The following is a 22,616-nucleotide window of genomic DNA, read 5'->3' as shown; positions in this document are numbered from 1 at the left end:
CGCTGCCACGACACCGTGAGCCGGACCGGTCGAGGGCCTCGACCGGCCCGGATTTCCGACGAGGTCCCGGCAGGCGATCCGAACCGAGTCGAGCCGAACGGCGCCCTACCGGCGGTGCCAGTTGAGTCGTTTGGTCATTGCCGGCGCGGCAGCGACGCTGTCCCGACGTGGTATGCAATGATTTCGCCCGGATGCTGCCTGCGCTGGACGTCAAGCGCGTCGCAAAGAACACGATCAAGCGCCCTGACGTCGCGCGGCGTGAGCATGTTCTCGTGAGCCACGATGAGGCCGACGCCTGCTTCCCGCGCTTCCGCCAGCGCAGGACCGTATATCGCCCGCAGCTCTCCCAAGTCCTCCGCGAGCACCCCGGCGCGGGTGAGCCGCAGCACCGGCTCGCCGGGTGGTGCGGGGCGCTCCGGCTGCAGGTCGCTGAGCAGGGCGTTCCCGCGTACGAAATCCAGCGCGTGTGGCGGCAGACGCGATACATGACCCGCGAGGATCGGCTTGTGATGGACGGTCTGGTAGTACATGGCGATCATGCAATCGCCGAACAGCGGTACTTCGGCGACGGCAAACATGCCTCGGTGCTGGGCGAGTCTCTGATAGAACGACGGAGCCCGCACGTCTCTCAGTGGATATGGCGCCGGCATGAACTCGAAGAGCACGAGCGCCCCCGCTGCGCCTGCGATGAGCAGGCGGCTCCGCGGTTTGCGGCCCTCGAGCACCGCCGCCAGCCCGGCCGCCGCCATCACGGCGAGGCACAGCATGGCGGGCAGGACGGCCCGCGTGGGAACCGCCGCAAGCTTGGTGATCGGCACGTACTTCCACAGCCAGAGGTACGGCAAAGCGATACGCTCCTGGGCCGTGAGGAAACCGCCGCCGCCGACGAGTTCCATCGCCAGTCGCGAGGACAGCCCTGCGGTGACCGGGAGATCAAGCCCATTGCCCGGTGCACCGCCGACCAACAGGAGCGTCAGGGCGTTGAACTGCGTGCGGTCGCCGAGGCGCAGGTGGGGGCCAAGAGCGAGGACGAGGAAGAATGCGGCACCGGCAGTCCACGGCATTAGGCGTCGGCTGCGGAAAGCAAGTCCGGTCAGCGCCAGCGCGAGCACGACGAGGCCAAGGTAGACAGTGGCCTCGGCGCGGCTGTATCCGAGCGCGCGCAGTATGCGGCCGCCCGCCCGCCCGAGCAGCGGGTGCGTGAAGGCAGGTGTGAGGTACAGCCCCGGCTGCCCGCCGAGCGCCGCGCCGCGCCCCAGCGGTTGCTGCATGTACGCCCCCTGCGCGCGCTCGACCAGCATTGGCACGAGCAGGGGGGACAGCAACGCCACGCCCAGAGTGACTACGCCGAGCGCGATGGCCGCCGCTCCCGCCCAACGGCGTGGATAACGCGCGATCCCGGCTGCGACCAAGATGGCGAGCAGCATGGCCGCGTATAGGAAGTAGTACCACTCGCACAGTCCGATGAGCGCCCACGAGATGCCTGCACCGATGAGGTAGCGCGCCCGACGCTCTTCCAGGGCGCGCAGCGCGCAATACGCGAACGGCGCCAGCCATTCGGCGGCGATCAGGTTCTGATGTGCCAGTGCGTGCGTCGTCATGAATGGGCAGAAGCCGAACGCGAGCCCGGCGATGGCGCCCGCCGCCGTGCTGCCGGTGACATAGCGGCACAACAGAAACGCGCTCCACGCGCTCGCGCCAAGCGCGAGGATGAGCAACACATTGTATGTCTGCACCAGGTGCAATGCGTTTTGCAGCGCTGCTGCGCCAGTTGAGTGCAGCAGTACGAGGGTGTGATAGCGTAGGCTGACTTCCTGCGGCCAGAACAGGTAGCGAGTGGACATCACATGCAGATCGGGGTCTCCGAGCGACGTCTTCACCCACCAGTAGTCCCAAAGGAACATATAGCCGTCTTGCTCGAGACCCTCCACTGGAGCGCCAGGAATGTGCGTCGAGAAGTGCAATGCGAGGGGCATCGTGAGCGCAAGCGCAAGCAGGAGGTAGGCGAAGCCCATGCCGCAGGCAAGCAGGCGGCTGTGCCGCGACGGGCGGCCAGGGAGAAGCGCGGACGTAGGTCCGGCGACGTCGGCTTCGCTGCGGTGGCTGTCGGCCTCGGGGTGGAAGGCACGCGCGGCACGCCGGTTATGCGCCGTTCGAGTTGCGACCACCATCGTCGCCGCGATGTGGTCGTGCCACCCGCGCCGCCCGCGATCCCACAGAATGGCGGCGAGCCCGGCTTTCAGCGGCGCCGACGCCACTAGGAAGGCGGCCGTGCGTGCGGCAGCGCGTCCCCACGACAGGCGGCTTCCATCGGCGGTGACCACACGAATGCCGAGCGCCCACTTGCCGAGTGTCATGCCCCAGATCGCCCATCCGATGGTCAGATAGAGGACAGCGGACGCCATTCCGATGAACGGCAGCGGCAGGCCGGCAGCAGACTCAGGAGCAAGCGCGACGGCAACGAGGAAGATGAAGGCGCTCCACAAGAGCAGTACCGCTGTGTCGAGGACCGACGCGGCGAAACGGCGCCACGGCGCGGCGGGATCCAGATGCTGCGCGTCGCACGGCCCGTCCGGTACAGGGGTTGCCGGGGGACGACCAGGGTCAACACGGGGCGCTGCACTTACGGACTGATCCACTAGCGGTGCTCGATTTCCCATCTGCGGGTGTACCGCACGGCGTGATGAGGATAGCCGGCTATCTGTGCAGCAACGGGGCGACCTCGCTCTCGACCTGGCGGTACAACTGCTCGGCGGTCGCGGGCGAGCGCGCCTCGGCGATGACTCGGACTATAGGCTCGGTATTCGACGGGCGCACCTGGCACCACGCGCCATCGGAGAAAGTGAACTTGAGGCCATCAAACTCAGAGAGCGTTTCCGCAGCAAACAGTCGCTTGACTCGCGCCAGCGCCTCGTCCAAGCGGTGCCCGTCCAGGCCTTCGAGCTTGCGCTTGATGATGTGGTATTGAGGGAGCGCCGCATGGAGTTCGGAGAGGGGCCGGCCCGCTCGCGCGGCGTACTCGAGGATCAGCGCGATGCCGATGAGGCTGTCTCGCCCAAAACACACCGGCGGGTAGATTACGCCGCCGTTGCCCTCCCCACCGAATACCGTGCGCCCTTGCTCCGTCAATTCGATCATGGCCTGCGACAGGTTGACCTCCCCCACCCTGACTTCGCGCAGCTCCGCCCCGTGGGCCGCACACAAGTCATCAATCATACGGCTGGTCGAACTGTTTCTGACCACGACAGGTGCGGCCCCGCCGAAGCGCCGAAGCAGGTGGTCAACCGCGAAGGCGAGTGTGCACTCCTCACCGATCGCCTCGCCTGTCTCAGTGACGAGTGCGAGGCGATCGGCATCGAGATCCTGCGCGACGCCGATGTCGCACTCGTTCTCGACGACGTACGCTCGCAGCGCGCCGAGGTGAGCGGCGACAGGTTCCGAATTCCGCTCCACGCGCACGGGCACGACAGTGCAACCAAGCGCGTCCGCCAGCGAGGCCGTCACTTCCTCCCCTGCGCCGAGACAGGAATCAACCGCTACTTTGAAGCGGCGGCGCTTGATGGCCTCCACGTCAACCTGGTCGAGGACGCGCCGCAGATGCGCATCGAGGGCCTCCCGGTTCCTGCTGGGCGCCGCGCTCGACTGGGGGGACTCCATCTCGCGCGATGCATCCCGGGACAACTGGAACAACTCCCGCGTCTGCTCCCCGTTGAGAACGATATTGTGCGGCCCAATGAGGAACTTGAAGCCATTCCACTCCGGAGGGTTGTGGCTGGCGGTGACGATGATGGCTGCCTGCGCACCCAACTCGGCCATCGCGACCTGCACGGTGGGGCTGGGCACGACGCCGACGTCTATCAGAGAACACGGCAGACGCGTGAGCCCCGCGATGACCGCCGGCAGCAGTTCTTCGCCTGACGGCCGCGTGTCGCGGCCGATGATGACGGTCGGTTTGGGGCGGTATCTGGTCGCCAGTCGTGCGAACGCCTCGGCGAAACGAGCGGCAACGAGCGTGGTCAGCGACTCCCCGTAGATGCCGCGCACACCCGAGTAGCTCACCCGAAGACCGTTCGCCTCGCCGTGGGGTGACATGGCACTCCTTACGCGCGATATCGCGCGGCGCAATTATAGTCGGGCCTGCTGCGCCTGTCAAACGTCGTAGCCACCGGTCGCCGCAGGGGATGAGTGGGCTCCCGTTGTGCCTCGGCGGCCCTGAGAATGCACGCTCAAATATGGAAGATTCATGTGACATATGAACGACCATGCCCTGCGCCTTTCGGCAGGCGGCAACGATTTGTGGCTCAGTTTCCGGCGCAACCGCACGGACTGGGTGGTGCGTGCTATTGTACTTGCCGCCTGCATTACAACGCTCGTGTTGCAGGCATCATCCTGGCTGGTGATGCCGGAGTTGACCATTCCCGAGCTGCTCCTCTTCGCTGCGATGGCGTTGCTCGCGCTGTTGTTCCTGCTTCACTGCCTCCGCGAGTTGTACGTCGAGCGCATCGAGCGCGCGCTCGACCGCAGGCGGAATATCGAGGACCTCAGTAATTCGATTATCCGCACGTTGGCCGTTGCCATCAACTCCAAGGATCGCATGAGCCAGGGCCATCTCGAGCGCGTGCAGCAAGCTGCCCTTGCCACCGCTCGGGAGATGGGAGTGGACGACTCCGAGATCGAGGCGATCCGCATCGCCGCCCTGCTCCACGACATCGGCAAGCTCGCAGTTCCCGAGCACATCCTGAACAAGCCCGAGCGTTTGACCGAAGAGGAAGAGCGCAAGGTACAGAGTCACACCCGGGTGGGCAAGCGCATTCTGGAGCCGATCAAGTTCCCCCATAACGTGTTGCCCATCGTGGAGCACCACCACGAGTGCTTCGACGGCAGCGGTTATCCGGACGGCCAGCAGGGCGTGGAGATATCCCTTGGCGCGCGCATACTGTCCGTCGCCAACGTGTATGACGCCTTGGTGTCCCCGCGGCCCTATCGCGAGGCGATGCCCCCGGACGATGCGCTCGCCCACGTCGAGGCGCGCGCGGGCACTGAGTTCGACCCCGAGGTGGTCGCCGCCTTCGTCAGCATCGCCCGGGCCGGCGGCCTGGAACCGATATACATCGGCGTCGAGGCCGCGCGGCGCGCAGCACGGGTGGTCGCCCCGGACTCGATCCATGACGACATCGCGAGCGCGCAGCAAGAGCTGTTCGCGCTCTACGATGTCGCTCAGACCATGAGCGCCACGCTCAATGTTCAGGAAACGCTCAACCTGATTGCGAGCAAGACGAAGAAAGTCGTGGATTACTCGACGTGCATCGTTTTCCTGCTCGACGAGGCGCGCACGGCAATCCGCGCCGAGTTCGCCCAAGGCTTGCGCGAGAACGAACTCGTCGGCATGACAATTCCTGTCGGTGAGGGCGTCAGCGGCAAGGTTGCCGGCAGCGGGCTGCCCATGCGCGGCGACGATCCGGGGACCGACCTGGAGTGGGCGCGCCCGGGGCCGAGCGGCGGGGATCTCGAGTCCGTGCTTGCGGTGCCTCTGACTCACGAGCGCGAGATTATCGGCGTTATCAGCCTCTACCACACGCAGAAGCAGGTCTTTACCGAGGACCACCAGCGCTTGCTGAGCATTGTCGCGCGCCAGGCCTCGTTGGCGGTTGAAAACGCGCGCGAGTTCGAGCGTACCAAGGAGTCAGCGCTCACCGATAATCTGACGGGTCTGCCCAACGCGCGCTGCCTGTACATGCTGCTGGAGCAGGAGATGAGCCGCGCGCGCAGGCAGGAGCAGCCGCTCTCGCTGCTCGGCCTCGACGTAGATGATTTCAAGTCCATCAACGATACCTTCGGCCACCAGGCCGGCGATCAGACGCTGTGCGAGTTGGGGCGCATATTCCAGCACGCGGTGCGCGAGTACGACGTCGTAGCGCGTCACGCGGGCGACGAGTTCTTCGTCGTCCTTCCCGCGACCGGGCACGATCAAGCGCGCGTCATTGCCGACCGTATTCAGGCCGCGGTACGCGATCACCGGCCGCGTTTCCGCAACAACCAAGCGGTCCGGCTGCGAGTCAGCATCGGCGTCGCCACGTTCCCCGACGAGGCGGAGGACCTGCACGCGTTGATTGCCGCCGCTGACGCCGCGATGTACGCGGACAAGCGCACCAACCAGCAGAAGATAAGCCTGGTTGGCGCCTGAGCTGTGTCGCGCCGCACTGCATCTGCCCAACCTGCCGCGCTGTGACGCCCCATCGGGGCTTTACCATAGGGGCGCTTCGATATCTCGAAGCGCCCCGCCGCGTTTCTCCGTGGTCGCAGCGTCCGGCGTCCGAATGCGCTTGCAGGCGCGGACACACCGCGTGCCGAAACCTAGGCCGGCGGGGCCGCCGGTTAGCGCGCGTGTCTGAGAAGCGAGGTCGGTGCAAGGTGAGACAGAGCGAATCCTCTGGCGCGGGCAAGCGTTTCCTGGCCCTCGACCTGGGCGCGGAAAGCGGCCGGGGCGTCATCGGTACGCTCGCCAACGGCAAGCTGGCGTTGGAGCAAGTCGGTCGTTTCCGCAACGGTCCGGTGAACCTCCTCGGCGCTCTCCACTGGGACGCCTCAAGCATCCATCAGCACACCAAGGATATCATCGCCCAGAGCGCGGCCGGCGGCGCGCTCGACGGCATCGGCGTTGATACGTGGGGCGTTGACTATGGCCTGATCGGCAGCGACGGCGAGCTTCTCGGCAACCCGTATCACTACCGCGATGCCCGCACCACCGGAATGTCTCAGCATGCCTTCAAGCTCGTCCCGCGTGAGGAGATCTTCGCACGTACCGGCATTCAGTTCATGGAGATCAACACGCTGTACCAGTTGCTCGCGACGGCGCGCGCGAAGTCCCCGGCGCTGGGCGCCGCGCACCGCCTGCTCATGATGCCCGACTTGTTCCATTACTGGCTGACGGGCGAGGCGGTCGGCGAGTTCACCATCGCCACAACATCGCAGTGTTACGATCCGCGGGCCGGCGACTGGGCACGCGGCATGTTGGAGAAGATGGGCATCCCGACGGACATCCTCCCGCCGCTCATCCAGCCCGGCACGGTGCTGGGTCCGCTCGCGAAGTCCGTCGCGGAAGAGACGGAGACACAGGCGCCCGTCATCGCCCCGGCAAGCCACGATACCGGCTCGGCGGTGGCCGCCGTGCCGGCGAACGGCGACGACTGGTGCTACATCAGCTCGGGCACGTGGTCGCTCATGGGCGTAGAGGTTGCCGCGCCGGTCATCAACGACGCCGCGCTGCGGTACAACTTCACGAATGAGGGAGGCGTCGCGGGGACGTACAGGTTCCTGAAGAACATCGGCGGGCTGTGGCTGGTGCAGGAGAGCCGGCGCACGTGGGAGCGCGAGGGACGGGCGCTGAGCTACGACGAACTGACGTCCCTGGCGGCCGACGCCGAATCCCTGGTTTCCATCGTCGAGCCGGACCACCCCTCGTTCCTGCACCCCGGCGACATGCCGGCCCGGATCGGAGAGTTCTGCCGCGAAACCGGGCAGCCCGAACCGGACGACGTCGGGGCGGTGATCCGCTGCATCCTCGAAAGCCTCGCGCTGAAGTACCGCTGGGTGCTGGAGCGGCTGGAGGAAATGCTGGGGCGGCGCATCGCGCGCGTGCATATCGTCGGCGGCGGGACACAGAACACGCTGCTCAGTCAGCTTGCCGCCGACGCCCTGGAGCGGCCGGTGATGACGGGGCCGGTGGAGGCGACCGCCATCGGCAACATCATGATTCAGGCCATCGCGGTCGGTGAGGTCGGATCACTGGCGGAGGCACGCGCGATCGTTGCGGCGAGCTTCCCGACAACAACGTACGAGCCTGGCTCACCCGACGGCTGGGACGAGGCGTACGACCGCTACTGCGCGCTGCTCGACGGCGGGCCCTAGCCGAAGCGCTCCTTGAACACCTCGCGGAATACGTCGAACTTCTCCCACACCATGTTCGAGTAGCAGTAGGTGGTGATACCGGGGGCGCCGGCGTCGAACGCCGCGTTGAGCATGGCGCGAATCTCGTCCGTCGTCGCGGGCTCCCAGCCCTGGATGCCGGGATAGACCTCCGCCTTGTCCCCGACGACGCCCTGGCAGTACTTGGTCTGGGCTGACACCCAGCTTGCGGGCATGCCGGCTTCGCGGAACTCGTCCCAGGTCTGCGGCATCTCAGTGCCCTGCAGCAAGAACAGCGCTCGCGCTTGGTCGTAGGCCTTGTCGGGGGTCATGCCGCGCATCTGCGCCATCCCCTCGACCCACTGCCGCACGCCGCGCGCCGTCGAGTGATGGTACAGCATCGGCTTGAGCCACTCGCAGTGGGCGGCGAGCGTGCTGTAGTCCTGCCCCATTGAAGGCGCCCCGATCGGGCCGATGAGGTCGAGCCCGACCTTCCATTCCGGCCGCAAGTCGGCCACCAGGCGACGCACCTGCGCCACATGGTCGGCAACCGTCTGCTGGCGGAAGCGCATCCACTGCGCGACTTCGACGACATCGTCGTTCTCGAAGATATTGTCGAAGCTGGCGCCGATCATCAGCGTCATCGTTCCTGCCGGCTGACCCGCGATGCGCCGCATGGTGCTCATGACGCGCTCCGCGTCCAGTCCGCTGCGCTCCATCGCCTCGCGGCACCACTTGCAGTAGCACACGGCAGTCGGAGAGCTGTAGCGGATGCGGTCCATGAAGAAGCCGTCCACGTCGTAGTTGCGCGCGACGTCCTCGTACAGTGCCACGACGTAGGCGCGCGCCCGCGGGTTGTTCGGGCAGAACCACTCGCTATCGGCCGGCTTGCCGTCGGGCCCGACTACCCGCAGCTCCGGGTAATCCGCCGCGACTAGCCGCTGGTCGTAGTCGGATATCCAGGCATAGGCTCCGACGCCGACCTTGCGCGCGGCCTTGGACACTTCCGCCAGGGCGTTGTAGCTCTCCATGCCTGCACTCGGCGCACGGCGGGGAGCGACTCCGCTGTCCCGGTACAGCTTGGGGTCCGGGGCGAAATAAAGGCCCGCCTCGACGGTGTAGTCATTGCCGGGCTGGTGATTCGTCCATTTGCCTTCCCGGACGTACGTCGCGGCGAAGAGCATTTGATTGAAGCCGCCGCGCTCCACTACGTTCCGGCATACCGTTTCCGCGCCCTCAAGGAAGTAGTCGTGGGCATGGGTTTGAATGGCGAGGAAGGGCGCGTCCGGCTTCCCGGCGGCGGAAGCCTGGCTCGACCGACTCAGGACTGAAGGCCCGAGCAGTAACCCCAGCGTACCTGCGGAGGCGCGTCTGAGGAATTGGCGGCGGCTGCATCCCGAAGCTTTCGCGGTTGGCGCTTCACGCATCGGTGTTCCTCCTTCTACGGCCCTGAAGTCTGCGTTCATGGTTACACGTCAAAGCCCGTCGCGCGACACCTGCGCCGGCGCGTGAGGCCAACAGCGCACGCACGGGCGGAGCTTCTCGTCACCGCAGGCGCCCCGCCGGCCGGCCGGTTCGCGGCCAGGACTTACAAGTACCCCAACTCTTCGAGCCGACGACGAATCTCGTCCATATCCTCGGAGGTCAACTGCTTCGTGACCGGCAGCGCGGCCAGCGGGTGACTGGGCCGGCCCCAGGTGACACGTCCCCACAGGCGCTCGTGGGCATAGTACAGCAGCATCTTCACTACGACTTCGACGGCGCCCACGCCGAGGGACAGATCGAGGCGTCCGGTGAACCCGTAAACGACGCCCATGGTTGTAATGGTCGCAAGTATGCGCCAGCTAACGGCCTTAACCACACTGCGGCGGCGATGTTCTGTCATGTCGTGCTCGCCTCGGACAGGCGCGACGCCCGAATTGCCGCGCGCCACGCCTGGGTCAACGGCATCATATTATACCCTCCGCTCGCAATTTGGCCAATCGCGACGGGCGAAAAACGGATGAACGGCGCCGGTTCCGTGTAGGTCGCGGGAACGCGAATGCCGAAGAGTGGCGGCGGGACATCCCGGCGCGACTGTATCGAGCAGCATGACCGCGGCGTGTTCGCCGGACATCAGTCAGGGTGAAGCAGGAGCAAGAACGAGAGGCGGTTTCTGTGGGACCAGGCGACGCGCCGATTGACGGCTCGGGTGCCGCCCCCAGGCGAATCCTCACCGCGCGGGCCGTCCTGCTCGGCCTGGGCTGCGTGATCTTCCTCAGCATCGCCACGCCCTACACCTTACTCGTGATGCAGGGCAGCGAGATCGCCGCCAACCACCTGCCGGCAGGGGTGATGGTGGTCTTCCTGCTCCTCGTAGTCGTCGTCAACCGCGCGCTGGTTCGTCTTCGCGAGCGCTGGGGCCTATCGCGTGGCGAGCTGCTGCTCATTTACGTCATGATGCTCGTCGCGTCGGCGGTCCCCGCGCGTGCGTTCCTGGCATACGTGCTCACCGTGCCGGCGGGAGGGTACTACTACGCGACGCCGGAAAACGAGTGGCTCCTGCTGCTGATGCCGTACATGAAGCCGTGGCTGGCGCCGCACAATCCGGAGACGGTCACGCACTTCTTCGAGGGCCTGCCGGAGGGGCGCGGGATTCCGTGGCGCGAGTGGCTCGCGCCGATGGTGGCGTGGGGCCTGTTCTTCATCCTCTTCGTCGGCACGAGCATGGCGCTGGCGCTCGTCGTCCGCAAGCGGTGGGTGCAGGATGAACGCCTGACCTATCCGCTCGCGCAGGTGCCGCTGGAGTTGGTTGCCGGCGAGGAGACACCGCACGGGCTGACGCGGACACTTCAGTCGCGTACGCTGTGGATCGGCTTTTTCGCGGCGCTGGGATTCCATGTCATCCTCGGCGGGCAGCAGTATCTCCCCGCGCTGCCCACGATCCATATCACCGATGTGCCTCTCGTGCGCGGCGCCACCCGCCTGCCGATGCTCAACCTCGAAGGCACCGGGCTGCACTTCTATCCCTCCGCTGTCGGCATCGGCTTTCTCCTCAGCGCCGAGGTGGGGTTGAGCATCTGGCTGTTCTGGATCATCAGCAAGATTCAGCTCTACGCCATCGGGTCCTACGGCGTGGAGGCCGGCTCGGTTACCCAGATGTGGAGCATGCAGCTTTTCTCCCGCGGGCAGCAGGTCGGCGCGTTCTACCTCATGGCATTTCTGATGCTGTGGGAGGTCGGGCGGCGCGTTGGCCCAGCGCTGCTGCACAGGCAAACGAAGGAGGACACGCCGCAGGAACAGCGGGAGGTGCGCTGGGGAGTGTACGGCCTCGCCGTCGGGTTGGCGCTGATGTGGGTGTGGTGTGTGGCGGCGGGGATGAAATCGGGCTACGCGCTGGCCGCGATCGTGCTCTACCTCACGATCGCGTTCGTCATCGCGCGGCTCGTGGCGCAGGCCGGTGTCTTCTTCGCCGCGTGGTCGGCGGAGTTTCTGCCCGGAGATATGCTCGCTTACCCGCTCGGGATGACTGCGCTCGGCGCGCCGACGTCGTTCGTCATTTACCTGCATCAGGCGATCTTCATCAACGACCGGCGCACCATCACCATGCCTTTCATCACCGATGCCCTGAAGATCGCGGGCAGCGAGCGCATGTCCATCCTTCGTTTGTGCGGGCCGATCATGCTCGGCGTTGTCGCGGCTGTCGTTGTTTCTTATGTAGTGGGGCTTACGATCTTCTATCGTCACGGAGCGATCAGTCTGTGGGACATGAGCGCGCGGCACATTCCGGTGTGGAACTACGACCGCCTGAAGAACCGCTGGGAGACGCAGCGCGACCCGAACTGGTACTTCGTGTGGTGGAACTTCGTCGGGGCGGCGGTGATGCTGGCGCTGGTGCAACTGCATCGCAGGTTCCTGTGGTGGCGGCTGAGCCCGGTGGGATACTTGATGGGGTGGAGCCCGGCGCTGGAGCAGATCGCGGCGTCGTTCTTCATCGGCTGGGCGGTGAGTTCACTCATCACGCGGTATTCGACGCTGTCCGTGTACCGGCGCATCCGGCCGTTTTTCATCGGGCTTGTCGTGGGCGAGTTCGCGGGGGTGGCATTGTGGCTCGTGGTTGACGCCATGACCGGCCTGCGGGGGCATGCGCTGTTCCCGTCGGGAGGGCTGCGGTAGGGGCGCTCCGTCTGGCCGAGCAACGGTAGGCGCTCCCGCTGGGCTTGTCAGGGGTCGTGCTTCGCGGTACTCTATCAGGGGCGAGCGGGCGGCAGGGAGACAACCGCGATGCGGCACTGCACCAATGGGTCGTCACTTGGCTGCCGACGGGACGGGGGCGGAGCGGCGATACTGTCGCATAGGCTGGAGACGATGCTTCGCCGCCGATGGATCATCGCGTTCGCTGCAGCGGCGGCCGCCCTGTTGGCACTTCCAATTGCCGTCACGTCGAGCGCTCTACTGCCCCTGTCGCGACCGATACGCGGCCTGGACGCCTTCCAGGCCAACATCTGGGTGCTCGGGGTGCCGCTCCTTCTAGGATACCTTGCGGCTTTCGTTATCGTAGCCGTCGCGGCAGTTGCCTGGCGCGGTCACCGTCTCCAGTCGCTCGTCGTCTGGATCGCCGTGACAGCCGCCTTGTACGTGACCTTCGGCCATCTCGGCCAGTGGACGCAGCGCGTCTATCTTCGCCGTATTGCGCTGATCCCGCAGCGCATGCAGCCCCTCATCACGGCCTTGGGTGCGTACCGAGAGGCGACGGGGGAATACCCCGCGACCATGGATGCGCTCGTGCCGAAGTATCTCGCGAGGATTCCCGACACAGGCACCGCCGAATACCGCGTTGTCGAGTACGCGACGTCCGACGACGGCTTCGAGCTGAGGGTAAGGAGCATCGAGTTCGCGGCGCTCCAGGAGCTGCTGTACCGCAGCAACCAGGACTACTCCGAATACGGCCGCGCGCGCCCGATTGACGAGATCATCCCGGACGAGCGGCCGACCTATCCGATCTGCCTGCTGCCCCAGGGCTGGCTCTTCTGGTCATTCGACTAAGGCGCTGGATTCGCCGACCGTGCTGCTACCAGACGGGGTCTCCTCTCACACTGCACACGGGTCGCCCGCCCTTCCAGGTGGTAACTCGGCTCCGTGCCGTCCGGAGTGCCGCGAGAGTCCCTTAGGAACACAGACCGAGGCGCGGCACAGGCGTCGCCCTGCCGCTCACCGTGACGCCGTGAACGAAAGATTCAGGGCGATGGCACCGGCGCGCGGTAGATGTTGCAGCGCCCACCGCGGTCGGTGTTGAAGTAGACCCAGCGGTCGTCCGGGCTGAAGATCGGATGTGGATGGGAATGCTGGGTGAGCCATGACGAGTCGTGGCGGCACAGCGCGGTCATGACGGCCCGCTCGTCCTCATAACGGATGAGCCCCATGTAGCTGCGACCGTCGGCGAAGCCCGCGGACGGGAACGCGCAGTCGCCGACGCCGAGGGCCTCGTCGCCAGCAACTTGGACGTGCGAAGGCCGGCCGTGGAGGTAGCGAAACGCCTGCGGCGCGCTCCCATCGGGGTTGACGAAGACATCGAGCGGTACCCAGTCCTTGGCGCTCGCGTGGAAACGCCAGGAGTACTGCGTCACGACGCGCCCGCTGCGCGTGAAGAACTCGTGCCCGGAGCGTTCGAGCAGCCTCCTCTGCTCGACGAGCGGCCACACCTTGCCGGTGCTCGCGCGCAGTGTCCACATGCGCTGGACGAGGTGCCATGAGCCTTCGTGGCAGAAGACGACGATATCGCCGTCCGCCGGGCTGACGTTGACGTGGCTGATCCATTCGCGCTCGCCCCACAGCGCCGCCGCCGCTCCCGATTCCGTGTCCACGCGCATAACGACGCTCGCCGGGCGGCGGTAGAGGCGCTCAGCCATCGTGGAGTAGATGCGGCCGGTTTCGGTGGAGAGTGCGAGCCCCTCGCTGTACGCAAAAGTCACCGACGCGCCATCGGCGGACGGCGCGAGGATGGAGGGGCTGAAGCCTTGCGGCGCCTCGTAGAGCGTCCGCGTGCCGGAGCCGTCGAGGTTGACGCGCTTGAGCACGTTGCCGGTGAGAAACGCGACCGCCCCTTTCGTCGGGAGCACCGTGGAGCCGTGCGCGCGGATGCCTTCGGGCTCGTCCGTGAGCTGCCGCAACTCGCCGGTAGATACGCAGAGCAGGTAAGCTTGCCACGTCCCCGTACGGTTGCTGCTCACGAGCAGGTCCTCACCGTCGTCGGTGAACAGCACCTGCGTGAAGTACGGGAATATGGTGTCGCCGTGGTCGTCGCTCACACGGGTGACATCGACGCCGGTATCGGGATCGGCGAGAGTCTCGAAAGCGATTTGCGTCACATCCGCGAGTGGCATATGGGCCTCGCCTTTCAGCTCCGATCGCGACCGAGATTCCTCGCTGCGCTTGGAATGACACGCCCGGGCTCCGCCGCTGCGCCGACGGGCCCCGCCTCCGGCACCTGCCTTATGCCGACACGGCGCCTCTACCCGCGGCTGCCATAGTGCTCGTAGTGGACGACCTCCTCGAGCGGGCGCTTGTCGGCCTGCTTGGCCATGCCGAGCGCCTTGCCGACGGGCAGGACGACCATGAGGCGAAGCTTCTCCGGCACCCCGAGCATGTGCTTGAGTTCGTGCTCGTTGGGCAGGATGCGCCCCTCGACCCACACTGTGGCATACCCGAGCGCGGTAATGGCGAGCAGCATGTTCTCGGTCGCGGCGGAAAGGTCCTCGAGCCAGTATTTCGACATGTCCGGGTCGGCGACGACCGCGATTGCCGTATTCACATCGCCGATGCAGGCCTGCGATTCCGCGAGCTTGGCGAGCGACCCCGGCTCGCGGATGACGATGAGCTCGAAGGGCTGGCGGTTGTAGCCCGACGGCGCCCTGCGCCCTGCGTCGAGGATGCGGTTGAGGTCGGCGTCAGTGATGTCCACCGGCTGCAAGTTGCGGACGGAAGCGCGCTTCTCGATGGCTTCGAACAGATCCATAACGCTCACCTCCTACGAAGTCGCGGCCGCTGCGAAGCGTCAGAAGCGAGGCCGCACCGGCTGCTCTATAAGCAGTACGCGGTGCGGCCCGATCATTCCTTTGATGCGATTCAACACTCTGCCCGTGAGCGCGGTGGACTCCTCCGCCGCCGCGCGTCCAAGGCGAACCACGGCGGGGTCGGCCGCGCTACATGGCTTCGCGCGGCGCCCTTACCATATCGGCGGCTGATACGCTTGCTGGAGCGGGTGGCCGTCGAGTTCGGGGGTGATAGCCGATAGGTCCACGCCGAAGCGCCACAGGATCGTAGGCGTGATGTCCTCGCGCAGGCCGCGCCGCATCACCAGCGGGTCGTCGGTGGCAAGGAACACGTACGGCGCGTCGCTGTGACTCGACCGATCCTCATCAAACCCGTGGTCGGCGGTAACGTAGATCAGCGTTTCGTCGCGCACGCCCAACTCCTCCAGCTTCGCGACGATCCTGCCGAGCCACTCGTCGTTGTGCTTGACGGAGTCGGTATACTGCTGGGAGTTCTCGCCGTGCGCATGGCCGGGGTGGTCAGGCTCGGCGAAGTGGATGAACATGAAGCAGCGGTCACGGCCGTGTGTTTCAAGTTCCTCCAACGCGCGCGCGCCGACGTTATCGGCGGGGCCGAGGCCCTCCTGAAACAAGTCCATGTTGTCCTTGGTCAGGTAGTACGGCTCACCCGGCAGACGGCCGCCGGGTTGTCGCGCGCGCTGCGCCGCCCGCGCCTGCTGGCGCTGCCTGGGCCGCGCCGCGCCGGTCGGCCCGACCGGCCGTCCTCCCGGCGGCGCCGAGCCGACGTGATGCAGCTTGCCGATGGCCGCAGCGGTGTAGATGTTCTCGGCACCGAAGTGGTCCTCCAGACGCTCGAATACGGTCAGGCCCACGGGGATGGGCTGGAATCTGTTGTTGCCGAAGACGCCGGTGACCTCGGGCTCGTAACCGGTGAGGATCTGCGCCCAGCCCGCCTTGGTATCCGTCCGGCGGGTGGTATCTATTGCCACCAGGTTGCCCTTCTCGGCGAGCGCCATCAGATTGGGGACCTCATCACGCGCGATGATCTCCTTGAGGTGATTTCGCTGGAGCCCGTCCCAGCCGATGAGGATGATGTTCTTGGGTGTCTGCTGCGCCGCGGGCAAGGCGTACGGGGACAACGTCAGGAGCGCGAACACCGTTGCGATGATTAGAACAGCCGCAGTCCTTCGTGACATGCCGACCTCCTGAGGTGAAGACGTCTGCGAGCGTGCCAAGCAAGCGGCCGACGGCGCACTCGATTGGCGTCACTCGCTTAAGGAGTGACGCCGCAGCGGGGTGATTGGTTTCGCGCGCGCCGAAAAAAGTGGGCGTCTATGCCGCCGCGCCCCGCAGACATCCCGTCTCGTCGGTCTCGGGCGCTTGTTGGACAGGCACTCGCACACCGATCAACGTAAGGGATCCCCAGGGGAAGCGTTTCGCCCGTAAGATATGGATCGCGCCCGACGCGCTGGGGCAGAACGCCGTTCGGTGTGAGGCCGATTCGGAGTCGGCGGAGTCTACCAGGTCGGCGGAGTGTAGGGCTGCTGCAGGGGGTGGCCGGCGAGCGGTGGATCAATACTCGACGGCTCCACGCCGAAGCGCCATAGGATAGTCGGCGCGATATCTTCGCGGAGGCCGCGGCGCATCACCGCCCGGTCGTCCGCGGCGAGAAACGTGTACGGGGCGTCGAAGTGGAACCTGAATCCTTCGTCGAAGCCGTGATCCGACGTCACGTACACCATGGTCTCGTCGCGAATGCCCAGCCCGCGCAGCTTGGCGAGGATCTTGCCCAGCCACTTGTCGGCTTGCTTCACTCCATCCGTATACTCCGGGGAGTTCTCGCCGTAGATGTGCCCCTGCTTGTCCGGTTCCTCGAAGTGCACGAACAGGAAGAAGCGCTCCCGGCCGTGCTTGTCGAGCACCTGCAACGCGCGAGCGCCAACGCTGTCGGCATCCCCCAGTCCCTCCTGATAGAGGTCGAGGTTCTTCTTCACGAGGTAGAACGGCTCGGCGGGGATCGGCGTTCCCGGGCGCGGCCGCATCCAGCGGCGGTCTTCCTGCCCGGCTTCGGGCTCTGGCTCGTCGGCGGGCACCTTGCTTGGGCCGGCGCCGCCGAGGTTGTGAAGCTTTCCGATGATGGCCGCCGTGTAGATATTCTCCGGGCCGAAGGACTCTTCCAGGCGCTCGAATACGGTATAGCCCAGCGGTATGGGCCGGAAGCGCCGGTTGTTGAAGACGCCGGTGACTTCGGGCTCGTAGCCGGTGAGGATCTGCGTCCAGCCGGCCTTGGTGTCCGTCGTCCGCGCAATGTCAATGGCGACGAGTTTGCCGTTGACGACAAGCGCCATCAGGTTTGGCACTTCGCGGCGTGCGATCATCTGCTTGAGGTGATCGCGCTGGACGCCATCCCATCCGATGAGGATGATATTCCTGGGAGTGTCACGCCGCGTCAGAGCGCTGTGCGAGACTGCCGCCGTCACCAGCCCCAGCGCGGCGAGTGAGACGACCGCCCTGGTGTGCCCTCGGAGCATCGTTCGTTCCCCTCGCGGCTTGGATTGTGCGGCAGTCAGCGTTGAGAAGGGCCGGCGTATGGGGAAATGCAGCAAGATACGTGCCAGGCCCGGAGCGCACTCCGAGGCCCTCGACGAGCGTAAACGGCCTTGCCCATGCCACCGAGGACTTATCCCTTGAGGCCAGTGAGCGCGATACCGCGAATGAACGTTCGCTGCGTGAAGAAGAACAGGAGTATGACAGGCAAGGTGATGACGGTGGAGACCGCCATGAGATAGGCCCATTCGCTCCCGTGCTGGCTCTGGAACTGCTGGAGGCCGAGCGCGAGCGTGTAGTTCGACTCGTCGCTAAGGTAGATCAGCGGGCCCAGGAAATCGTTCCAACTCCCGATAAACGCGAACAGGACGACGGTAGCCAATGCCGGCTTGGCGAGCGGCAGTATGACGCGCCAGTAGATGTCGAATTCGCTGGCGCCGTCAATGCGGGCGGCATCTGAAAGCTCCTGGGGGATGGTCAGGAAGAACTGGCGCAGCAAGAAGATGAAGAAGGCACTGCCGAGAAACGCCGGCACCCACAGGGGACGGAACGACCCGATCCACCCGAGCCTCTCGAACAGAATGACGAGCGGGATGAGCGTCACCTGGAATGGCACCATCATCGTCGCCAGCGCGACCAGGAACAGCAGGTCCCGCCCTGGCCAGCGGAGCCGACTGAAGCTGTACGCGACGAGACTGCTTGACAGCGCGGTACCGACGACCACCAGGGTGCAGACGTAGGTCGTGTTGCGCAGGTACGTTACGAAGTGGATGTATCGCAGGGCCTCGATGTAATTGCGCCACAGCGCCGGCCGGGGCATCCACAGCGGAGGGAACACGAAGATCTGCGGGTCCGACTTGAGCGAAGTGGAGACGAGCCAGGCAAACGGGACGAGGAAGGCGCTGCTGCACACGATGAGCGCGGCGTGCGCGAGGGTCAGGCCCCCGAGGCGCCGCAAGCGCCGCGCGGCTATCGCAGTCGCCGCGCTCACAGCGCCTCCCCTCCCTCGTAGTACACCCACCGCGCGCTGGTGCGATGGATGAACAGCGTGGCCGCGAGGATGACCAGGAACAGCAGCCACGCCATCGCCGACGCGTATCCCATGCGCAGGTAGCGGAACGCATTCTGGTAGAGGTAGAGCGCATAGAACAGGGTCGAATGCGTCGGCCCGCCGTTGGTCATGATGTAGACCTGGGTGAAGTACTGGAATGAGGCGATGAGGCCGATCACGAGGTTGAAGTATATCGTCGGCGTGATCATGGGCAGGGTGACGTGGCGGAACTGGGACCACCTGCCGGCGCCGTCAATCGCAGCAGCCTCGTAGAACTGCTGCGGTATGCCGGCAAGCCCCGCGAGGAAGATGACCATCGTGCCGCCGACGCCCCACAGCCCCATCACCACGAGCCCGGGCTTGCTCCATTGCGGGTCCGCCAGCCACCCCGGGCTCGGGACGTGGAGCACGGCCAGCCCCGCCTTAAGCACGCCGTACTCGGGATTGAGGACCCACAGCCAGAGAATCGCCACCGCGACGGTCGGCACGATGGTGGGCAGGAAGTAGAGCGTGCGATAGAGCGCCATGCCCCTGAGCTTCATGTTGAGCAGCGTCGCCAGCACCAGGGCAAGCACCAGCCCGAGCGGCAACGCGAGCGCGGTGTAGTACAGCGTGTTGTAGAGTGACTTCCAGAACAGCGGGTCCTCGGTGAACAGCAGGCCGTAGTTGTCCAGGCCCACCCACTGCGGCGGACGGAGGATGGTGTAGCGACAGAAGCTGAGGTAGATGGACGCGACCACCGGGTAGATGGTAAAGACTGCCAGGCCGACGATAAACGGCGAGGCGAAAAGAAGCCCGTTTCTGAGATTGCGTCGAGCGAGTGCGGTCACCGCAATGGATTCCTCAGATAGGTCAGCGCGCGGTCGAGTTCGCGCTGCACTTTCGCCTGCACGTCGCGCATGGCATCCAGCGGCTCCTTCTGGAATCGGATGATCTGCTCGCGAGCCACGTCTATCTCGTCGGTGTAGAGCATGATGTTCGGTAGCGGCGGATTGTTGTGCACCTGGTCGTTGAGGAACAGCTCCACAAACGGGCGGAACTTGGGGTCGCCCATGAAGCGCTGCTCGGCGGCGGCCTCGCGGCGCGTCGGGATATTGTGGATGGCGTAGTTGAAATCGCTCAGGGGAGTCGTGCCGCGACGCCGCGCGGTGTGATACCAGGCGATGTAGTCGGCGGCGGCCTCGGGACGGCGCGAGCCGACGGGAATCGCGAACAGCACCATGCCGCCGCTGGAGGCGATCCTGCCGCCGGGCGGAGGCGGCACCGGCGTTGCACCCCAGTCGAGCTTGGGCGCGTACTTCTTAGTGAAGGTGACCTGCCACTCGCCCTCCACGATCATCGCTACCTTGCCCGCGTAGAACGGGCTCATCGCGCTGAAGTACGACCCGAAGCCCTGCTGAAAGCTCATGATCTTGTTGATGTCGTACTTGCGGGCGTACTTGCGCTGCCACTCGAAGGAGCGAAGAATCGCGGGGTGAGTAGGAGTGACGCGGCGGGATGCGGCATCGTACCACTCGCCGCCGAACAGCCAACCGTACATCGTGCTGTGGTCCCACATGATCCACGGCACGAACCCCATGCGCTCGATTTCGCCGTTGGGCCCGTACTTCGTCAGCCGGTCGGCATAGTCGTCGAGTTCAGCGAGCGTGCGCGGCGGGCGCTCCGGATCGAGCCCCGCTTCGCGAAACGCGCCCTTGTTATAGAGCAGGAGATAAGAATCTGAGGTGACGGCCAAAGCATAGAGACGGCCGTTGACGTGTCCCGCCCGCCAGCACGAGGCGAAGTAGTCCTGCTGCCGTATCCCGCGCTCGGCAAGGAGTTCCTCGAGTGGCATGAAAGCCCCTTGCCACGCGAGTTCGAGCAGCATGTCATCGGAGATCGTCATGACATCGGGCGGGGTGCCGGTGACGATGCCGGTGACGATCTTCTCGAGGTTGTAGCCGATGGGGAGAGGGCGGACGCGGACTCTGTCCTGGCTGCGGTTGTACTCCTCAGCCAGCGCGCGGTCGGCCTCGTACTCGTGCCCGGTGTGGCGTGCCCAGTAGGTGATCTCGATGCGCCCGTCGTTCGACTGGCCGGCGGGACCGCCCACGGCCGCAAGCCCCATCCATAGAAGCACCGCCGCCACCGCCGCCAGCCCGATCAGCGCCGGCAGCCATACCGGCACCTGGCCGCGCGCCCGTCCTCGCAGGCTCAGCCGGGCGCAGCGCTCTGTGCGTCGGGCATTCACTTATAACATCCATCATCGAGCATGGCCGCCCTTAGTCTTCTTCGGGAGAGGACCGGGCACCTCCACTGCGGCGCTCGCGCGGCCGGTGGGCTAGAGGTGAGCGGGCATGTCTGGCGTAACTTCTTGGTCCTGTCCGCCGCCCCCGCTGTGCGCCGGGCGGCAACACCCGGAGGTTAGGATTGCGATGATCGTACCCGAGTACGGGCTGGGCGCGCTCTACGACTTCGAGGAGATGGAAGCGATCGCTTTGGCCCTTCAGCAGGACAGCTACGAGGGAGGCTGGATCCTGCGCGAGTTCGAGAAGGAATTCTGCGAATACACCGGCGCCAAGCACGCCGTGGGGACGGTGTCCGGGACCACTGCTTTGCACATGGCGACGGAGGCCCTCGACATCGGCCGCGGCGACGAGGTCGTGTGCACACCTCAAACGTTCCAGGCGACGATGCTCCCGTTCCTCGCGCGCCAGGTGACGGTGCGCTTCGGGGACATTGAACCCGAGACGCTGTGCATTGACCCCGCAACCATCGAGGCGCAGATCACGGCGAAGACAAAGGCGATCTACGTTATGCACTACGGCGGGTTGCCGTGTGACATGGATCCCATCATGAAGATCGCGCGCAGGCATAAGCTGCCGGTCGTAGAGGACGCCGCGCATGCGTCCGGGGCGGAATACAACGGGCGGAAGATCGGCTCCATCGCCGACGTGACGTGCTTCTCCTTCGGCTCGCTCAAGAACATGACCACGCTGGGCCGCGGCGGAATGATCACGACCGGCGACGGGAAATACGCCGAACGCCTGCGCGACATGCGCGGGCGCGGCTTCGGGGGCAGGCGCGTCAAGCGACGGACGAACCGCATCGGGCGGTATGCGCAGCCCGAGCCGACGTACAGCGACCATTCCGGCGACGCGTACACCCACGACTGGCCTGAGGTCAACTACGTCGGCATGAACATCCCCATGACCGGCGCGGAGGCGGCCGTCGGCCGGGTGCAACTGCGCAAGCTCGACCGTATGAACGGGATGCGGCGCGAGCTCGCCCGACGGTACTCCGAAGGCCTGACGCAGATCGAAGGCGTTCGCGTACAGCCGGTGTCGCCGGAACGCCTCTCGATCTATCACCTCTACCCGTTCTTCATCAGCCAATCCGAGACGGGCGTCAACCACGACGACCTGATTCGCGGTCTGGAGGCGCGCGGCGTGCGCATCAACAACCGTTTCTTCCCGTGCCATCTCACGGGGTACATGCGCGCGCAGGGGCACCGCTTCGGCGAGTGCCCGGTCGTCGAGCGGGTGTGGTTCGAGGAGCAGGTCAACCTGCCCATCTCGCCGCTGCACAAGCCGGAGCAGATGGACTACGCCGTCGAGCAGGCGGCGGCGCTGGTCACGGAGCTGCGCGAGGCCGGGGCGAGAGCGCGGCTCAGAGGGACGGCTTCCGGCCGACGCTCGGCGAGGCCCACGCGAAGAGCAGGGGCCAAGAAGACGAGGGCAGAGCAATGAAACTGAGCATCCTCAGCAACTACCTCGGCAGTGAAGACGTAAGCTTGCCCAGGCTCGCCGACATCGGGTATCGCCGCGTCGAGATGCGGCGCAAGACGGAGGTCGAGCTGCCCGTCGCGCGGCTACGCGACATCGCCGCGGACTGCGGCATGGAGATACACTCCATGATGGACTGGCACCCAGGGATCGCCGATGCCGACCCAAAGGTTCGCCGCGACGTGCTCGACCGCATCAGGGACAGCGTGGCGTGGGGCGCGGAACTGGGTGCGCGCATTCTGGAGACGGTGCCGATGTGGGACGGGGAACCGCCGGCGCGACCGGACGCGTGGAAGCGCGCCGTCGAGTCATACCAGG

At 65.8% G+C, this 22,616-nt stretch carries 17 protein-coding genes; 6 read left to right on the top strand and 11 right to left on the bottom strand.

All coding sequences use genetic code 11. From position 1 onward, the window contains the following. Nucleotides 1-134: 134 nt before the first annotated feature. Together JSV65_04435 and JSV65_04430 are read right to left on the bottom strand one after the other, a co-directional pair. On the bottom strand, nucleotides 135-2,639 hold the full coding sequence (locus JSV65_04435; GenBank protein ID UCH35603.1) for an RDD family protein: 2,505 nt from the start codon (nucleotides 2,637-2,639) through the stop codon (nucleotides 135-137). Between the two features lie 58 nt (nucleotides 2,640-2,697). Beyond that, nucleotides 2,698-4,092, bottom strand: a complete 1,395-nt coding sequence (locus JSV65_04430) for a phosphoglucosamine mutase (protein UCH35602.1) — start codon at nucleotides 4,090-4,092, stop codon at nucleotides 2,698-2,700. 160 nt (nucleotides 4,093-4,252) lie between these two features. Between JSV65_04430 and JSV65_04425 the strand changes: the two genes are divergently transcribed. After that, nucleotides 4,253-6,184 carry a diguanylate cyclase gene (locus tag JSV65_04425; GenBank protein ID UCH35601.1) on the top strand — a complete coding sequence of 644 codons (1,932 nt, stop codon included), beginning with the start codon at nucleotides 4,253-4,255 and terminating at the stop codon, nucleotides 6,182-6,184. A gap of 227 nt (nucleotides 6,185-6,411) precedes the next feature. Then, nucleotides 6,412-7,908 carry a rhamnulokinase gene (locus JSV65_04420; protein ID UCH35600.1) on the top strand — a complete coding sequence of 499 codons (1,497 nt, stop codon included), beginning with the start codon at nucleotides 6,412-6,414 and terminating at the stop codon, nucleotides 7,906-7,908. Here JSV65_04420 and JSV65_04415 read toward each other — a convergent pair. Further along, nucleotides 7,905-9,332, bottom strand: a complete 1,428-nt coding sequence (locus JSV65_04415; GenBank protein ID UCH35599.1) for a twin-arginine translocation signal domain-containing protein — start codon at nucleotides 9,330-9,332, stop codon at nucleotides 7,905-7,907. The genes JSV65_04420 and JSV65_04415 overlap by 4 nt on opposite strands. A gap of 161 nt (nucleotides 9,333-9,493) precedes the next feature. Further along, nucleotides 9,494-9,790 carry a DUF2061 domain-containing protein gene (locus JSV65_04410; GenBank protein ID UCH35598.1) on the bottom strand — a complete coding sequence of 99 codons (297 nt, stop codon included), beginning with the start codon at nucleotides 9,788-9,790 and terminating at the stop codon, nucleotides 9,494-9,496. 272 nt (nucleotides 9,791-10,062) lie between these two features. On the opposite strand from JSV65_04410, the gene JSV65_04405 reads away from it, so the two are divergent. Both JSV65_04405 and JSV65_04400 read left to right on the top strand, forming a co-directional pair. Beyond that, on the top strand, nucleotides 10,063-12,060 hold the full coding sequence (locus JSV65_04405; protein UCH35597.1) for a hypothetical protein: 1,998 nt from the start codon (nucleotides 10,063-10,065) through the stop codon (nucleotides 12,058-12,060). A 243-nt stretch (nucleotides 12,061-12,303) separates the two neighbouring features. After that, complete coding sequence (locus JSV65_04400; protein ID UCH35596.1) at nucleotides 12,304-12,930, top strand: hypothetical protein; 627 nt, start codon at nucleotides 12,304-12,306, stop codon at nucleotides 12,928-12,930. Between the two features lie 191 nt (nucleotides 12,931-13,121). Here JSV65_04400 and JSV65_04395 read toward each other — a convergent pair whose 3' ends face one another. The 7 genes from JSV65_04395 to JSV65_04365 form a co-directional block, all read right to left on the bottom strand. Then, on the bottom strand, nucleotides 13,122-14,267 hold the full coding sequence (locus JSV65_04395) for a PD40 domain-containing protein (protein ID UCH35595.1): 1,146 nt from the start codon (nucleotides 14,265-14,267) through the stop codon (nucleotides 13,122-13,124). Nucleotides 14,268-14,395: 128 nt separating this feature from the next. Then, a complete protein-coding gene (locus tag JSV65_04390) occupies nucleotides 14,396-14,899 on the bottom strand; it encodes a nitroreductase family protein (GenBank protein ID UCH35594.1) in 504 nt (167 codons plus the stop codon). A gap of 210 nt (nucleotides 14,900-15,109) precedes the next feature. Then, nucleotides 15,110-16,132 (bottom strand): alkaline phosphatase family protein, encoded by a 1,023-nt coding sequence (locus JSV65_04385; protein UCH35593.1) that lies wholly within the window; start codon nucleotides 16,130-16,132, stop codon nucleotides 15,110-15,112. Nucleotides 16,133-16,453: 321 nt separating this feature from the next. Beyond that, nucleotides 16,454-17,467 carry an alkaline phosphatase family protein gene (locus JSV65_04380; protein ID UCH35592.1) on the bottom strand — a complete coding sequence of 338 codons (1,014 nt, stop codon included), beginning with the start codon at nucleotides 17,465-17,467 and terminating at the stop codon, nucleotides 16,454-16,456. A gap of 149 nt (nucleotides 17,468-17,616) precedes the next feature. After that, a complete protein-coding gene (locus JSV65_04375; GenBank protein ID UCH35591.1) occupies nucleotides 17,617-18,474 on the bottom strand; it encodes a carbohydrate ABC transporter permease in 858 nt (285 codons plus the stop codon). Further along, complete coding sequence (locus JSV65_04370; protein ID UCH36699.1) at nucleotides 18,471-19,370, bottom strand: sugar ABC transporter permease; 900 nt, start codon at nucleotides 19,368-19,370, stop codon at nucleotides 18,471-18,473. The genes JSV65_04375 and JSV65_04370 overlap by 4 nt, the downstream gene beginning before the upstream one ends. Next, a complete protein-coding gene (locus tag JSV65_04365) occupies nucleotides 19,361-20,764 on the bottom strand; it encodes an ABC transporter substrate-binding protein (GenBank protein UCH35590.1) in 1,404 nt (467 codons plus the stop codon). Before JSV65_04365 ends, JSV65_04370 begins: the two co-directional genes overlap by 10 nt. 184 nt (nucleotides 20,765-20,948) lie before the next feature. Here JSV65_04365 and JSV65_04360 point away from each other — a divergent pair, with 184 nt between their 5' ends. Both JSV65_04360 and JSV65_04355 read left to right on the top strand, forming a co-directional pair. Beyond that, complete coding sequence (locus JSV65_04360) at nucleotides 20,949-22,262, top strand: DegT/DnrJ/EryC1/StrS family aminotransferase (protein UCH35589.1); 1,314 nt, start codon at nucleotides 20,949-20,951, stop codon at nucleotides 22,260-22,262. After that, nucleotides 22,259-22,616, top strand: a 358-nt coding sequence (locus JSV65_04355) for a hypothetical protein (GenBank protein ID UCH35588.1), incomplete at its 3' end; no start/stop codon positions are given. The genes JSV65_04360 and JSV65_04355, both read left to right, overlap by 4 nt.

The sequence above is a fragment of the Armatimonadota bacterium genome (assembly GCA_020354555.1).
Lineage (GTDB): Bacteria > Armatimonadota > Hebobacteria.
This window is presented reverse-complemented; position numbering and strand designations above follow the sequence as displayed.

Excerpts from the sequence above, each read along its gene's own strand:
- JSV65_04430 (UCH35602.1), bottom strand. The coding sequence starts at position 4,092 with ATGTCACCCCACGGCGAGGCGAACGGTCTTCGGGTGAGCTACTCGGGT.
- JSV65_04425 (UCH35601.1), top strand. The coding sequence starts at position 4,253 with ATGAACGACCATGCCCTGCGCCTTTCGGCAGGCGGCAACGATTTGTGG.
- JSV65_04415 (UCH35599.1), bottom strand. The coding sequence starts at position 9,332 with ATGCGTGAAGCGCCAACCGCGAAAGCTTCGGGATGCAGCCGCCGCCAA.
- JSV65_04410 (UCH35598.1), bottom strand. The coding sequence starts at position 9,790 with ATGACAGAACATCGCCGCCGCAGTGTGGTTAAGGCCGTTAGCTGGCGC.
- JSV65_04395 (UCH35595.1), bottom strand. The coding sequence starts at position 14,267 with ATGCCACTCGCGGATGTGACGCAAATCGCTTTCGAGACTCTCGCCGAT.
- JSV65_04390 (UCH35594.1), bottom strand. The coding sequence starts at position 14,899 with ATGGATCTGTTCGAAGCCATCGAGAAGCGCGCTTCCGTCCGCAACTTG.
- JSV65_04385 (UCH35593.1), bottom strand. The coding sequence starts at position 16,132 with ATGTCACGAAGGACTGCGGCTGTTCTAATCATCGCAACGGTGTTCGCG.
- JSV65_04380 (UCH35592.1), bottom strand. The coding sequence starts at position 17,467 with ATGCTCCGAGGGCACACCAGGGCGGTCGTCTCACTCGCCGCGCTGGGG.
- JSV65_04360 (UCH35589.1), top strand. The coding sequence starts at position 20,949 with ATGATCGTACCCGAGTACGGGCTGGGCGCGCTCTACGACTTCGAGGAG.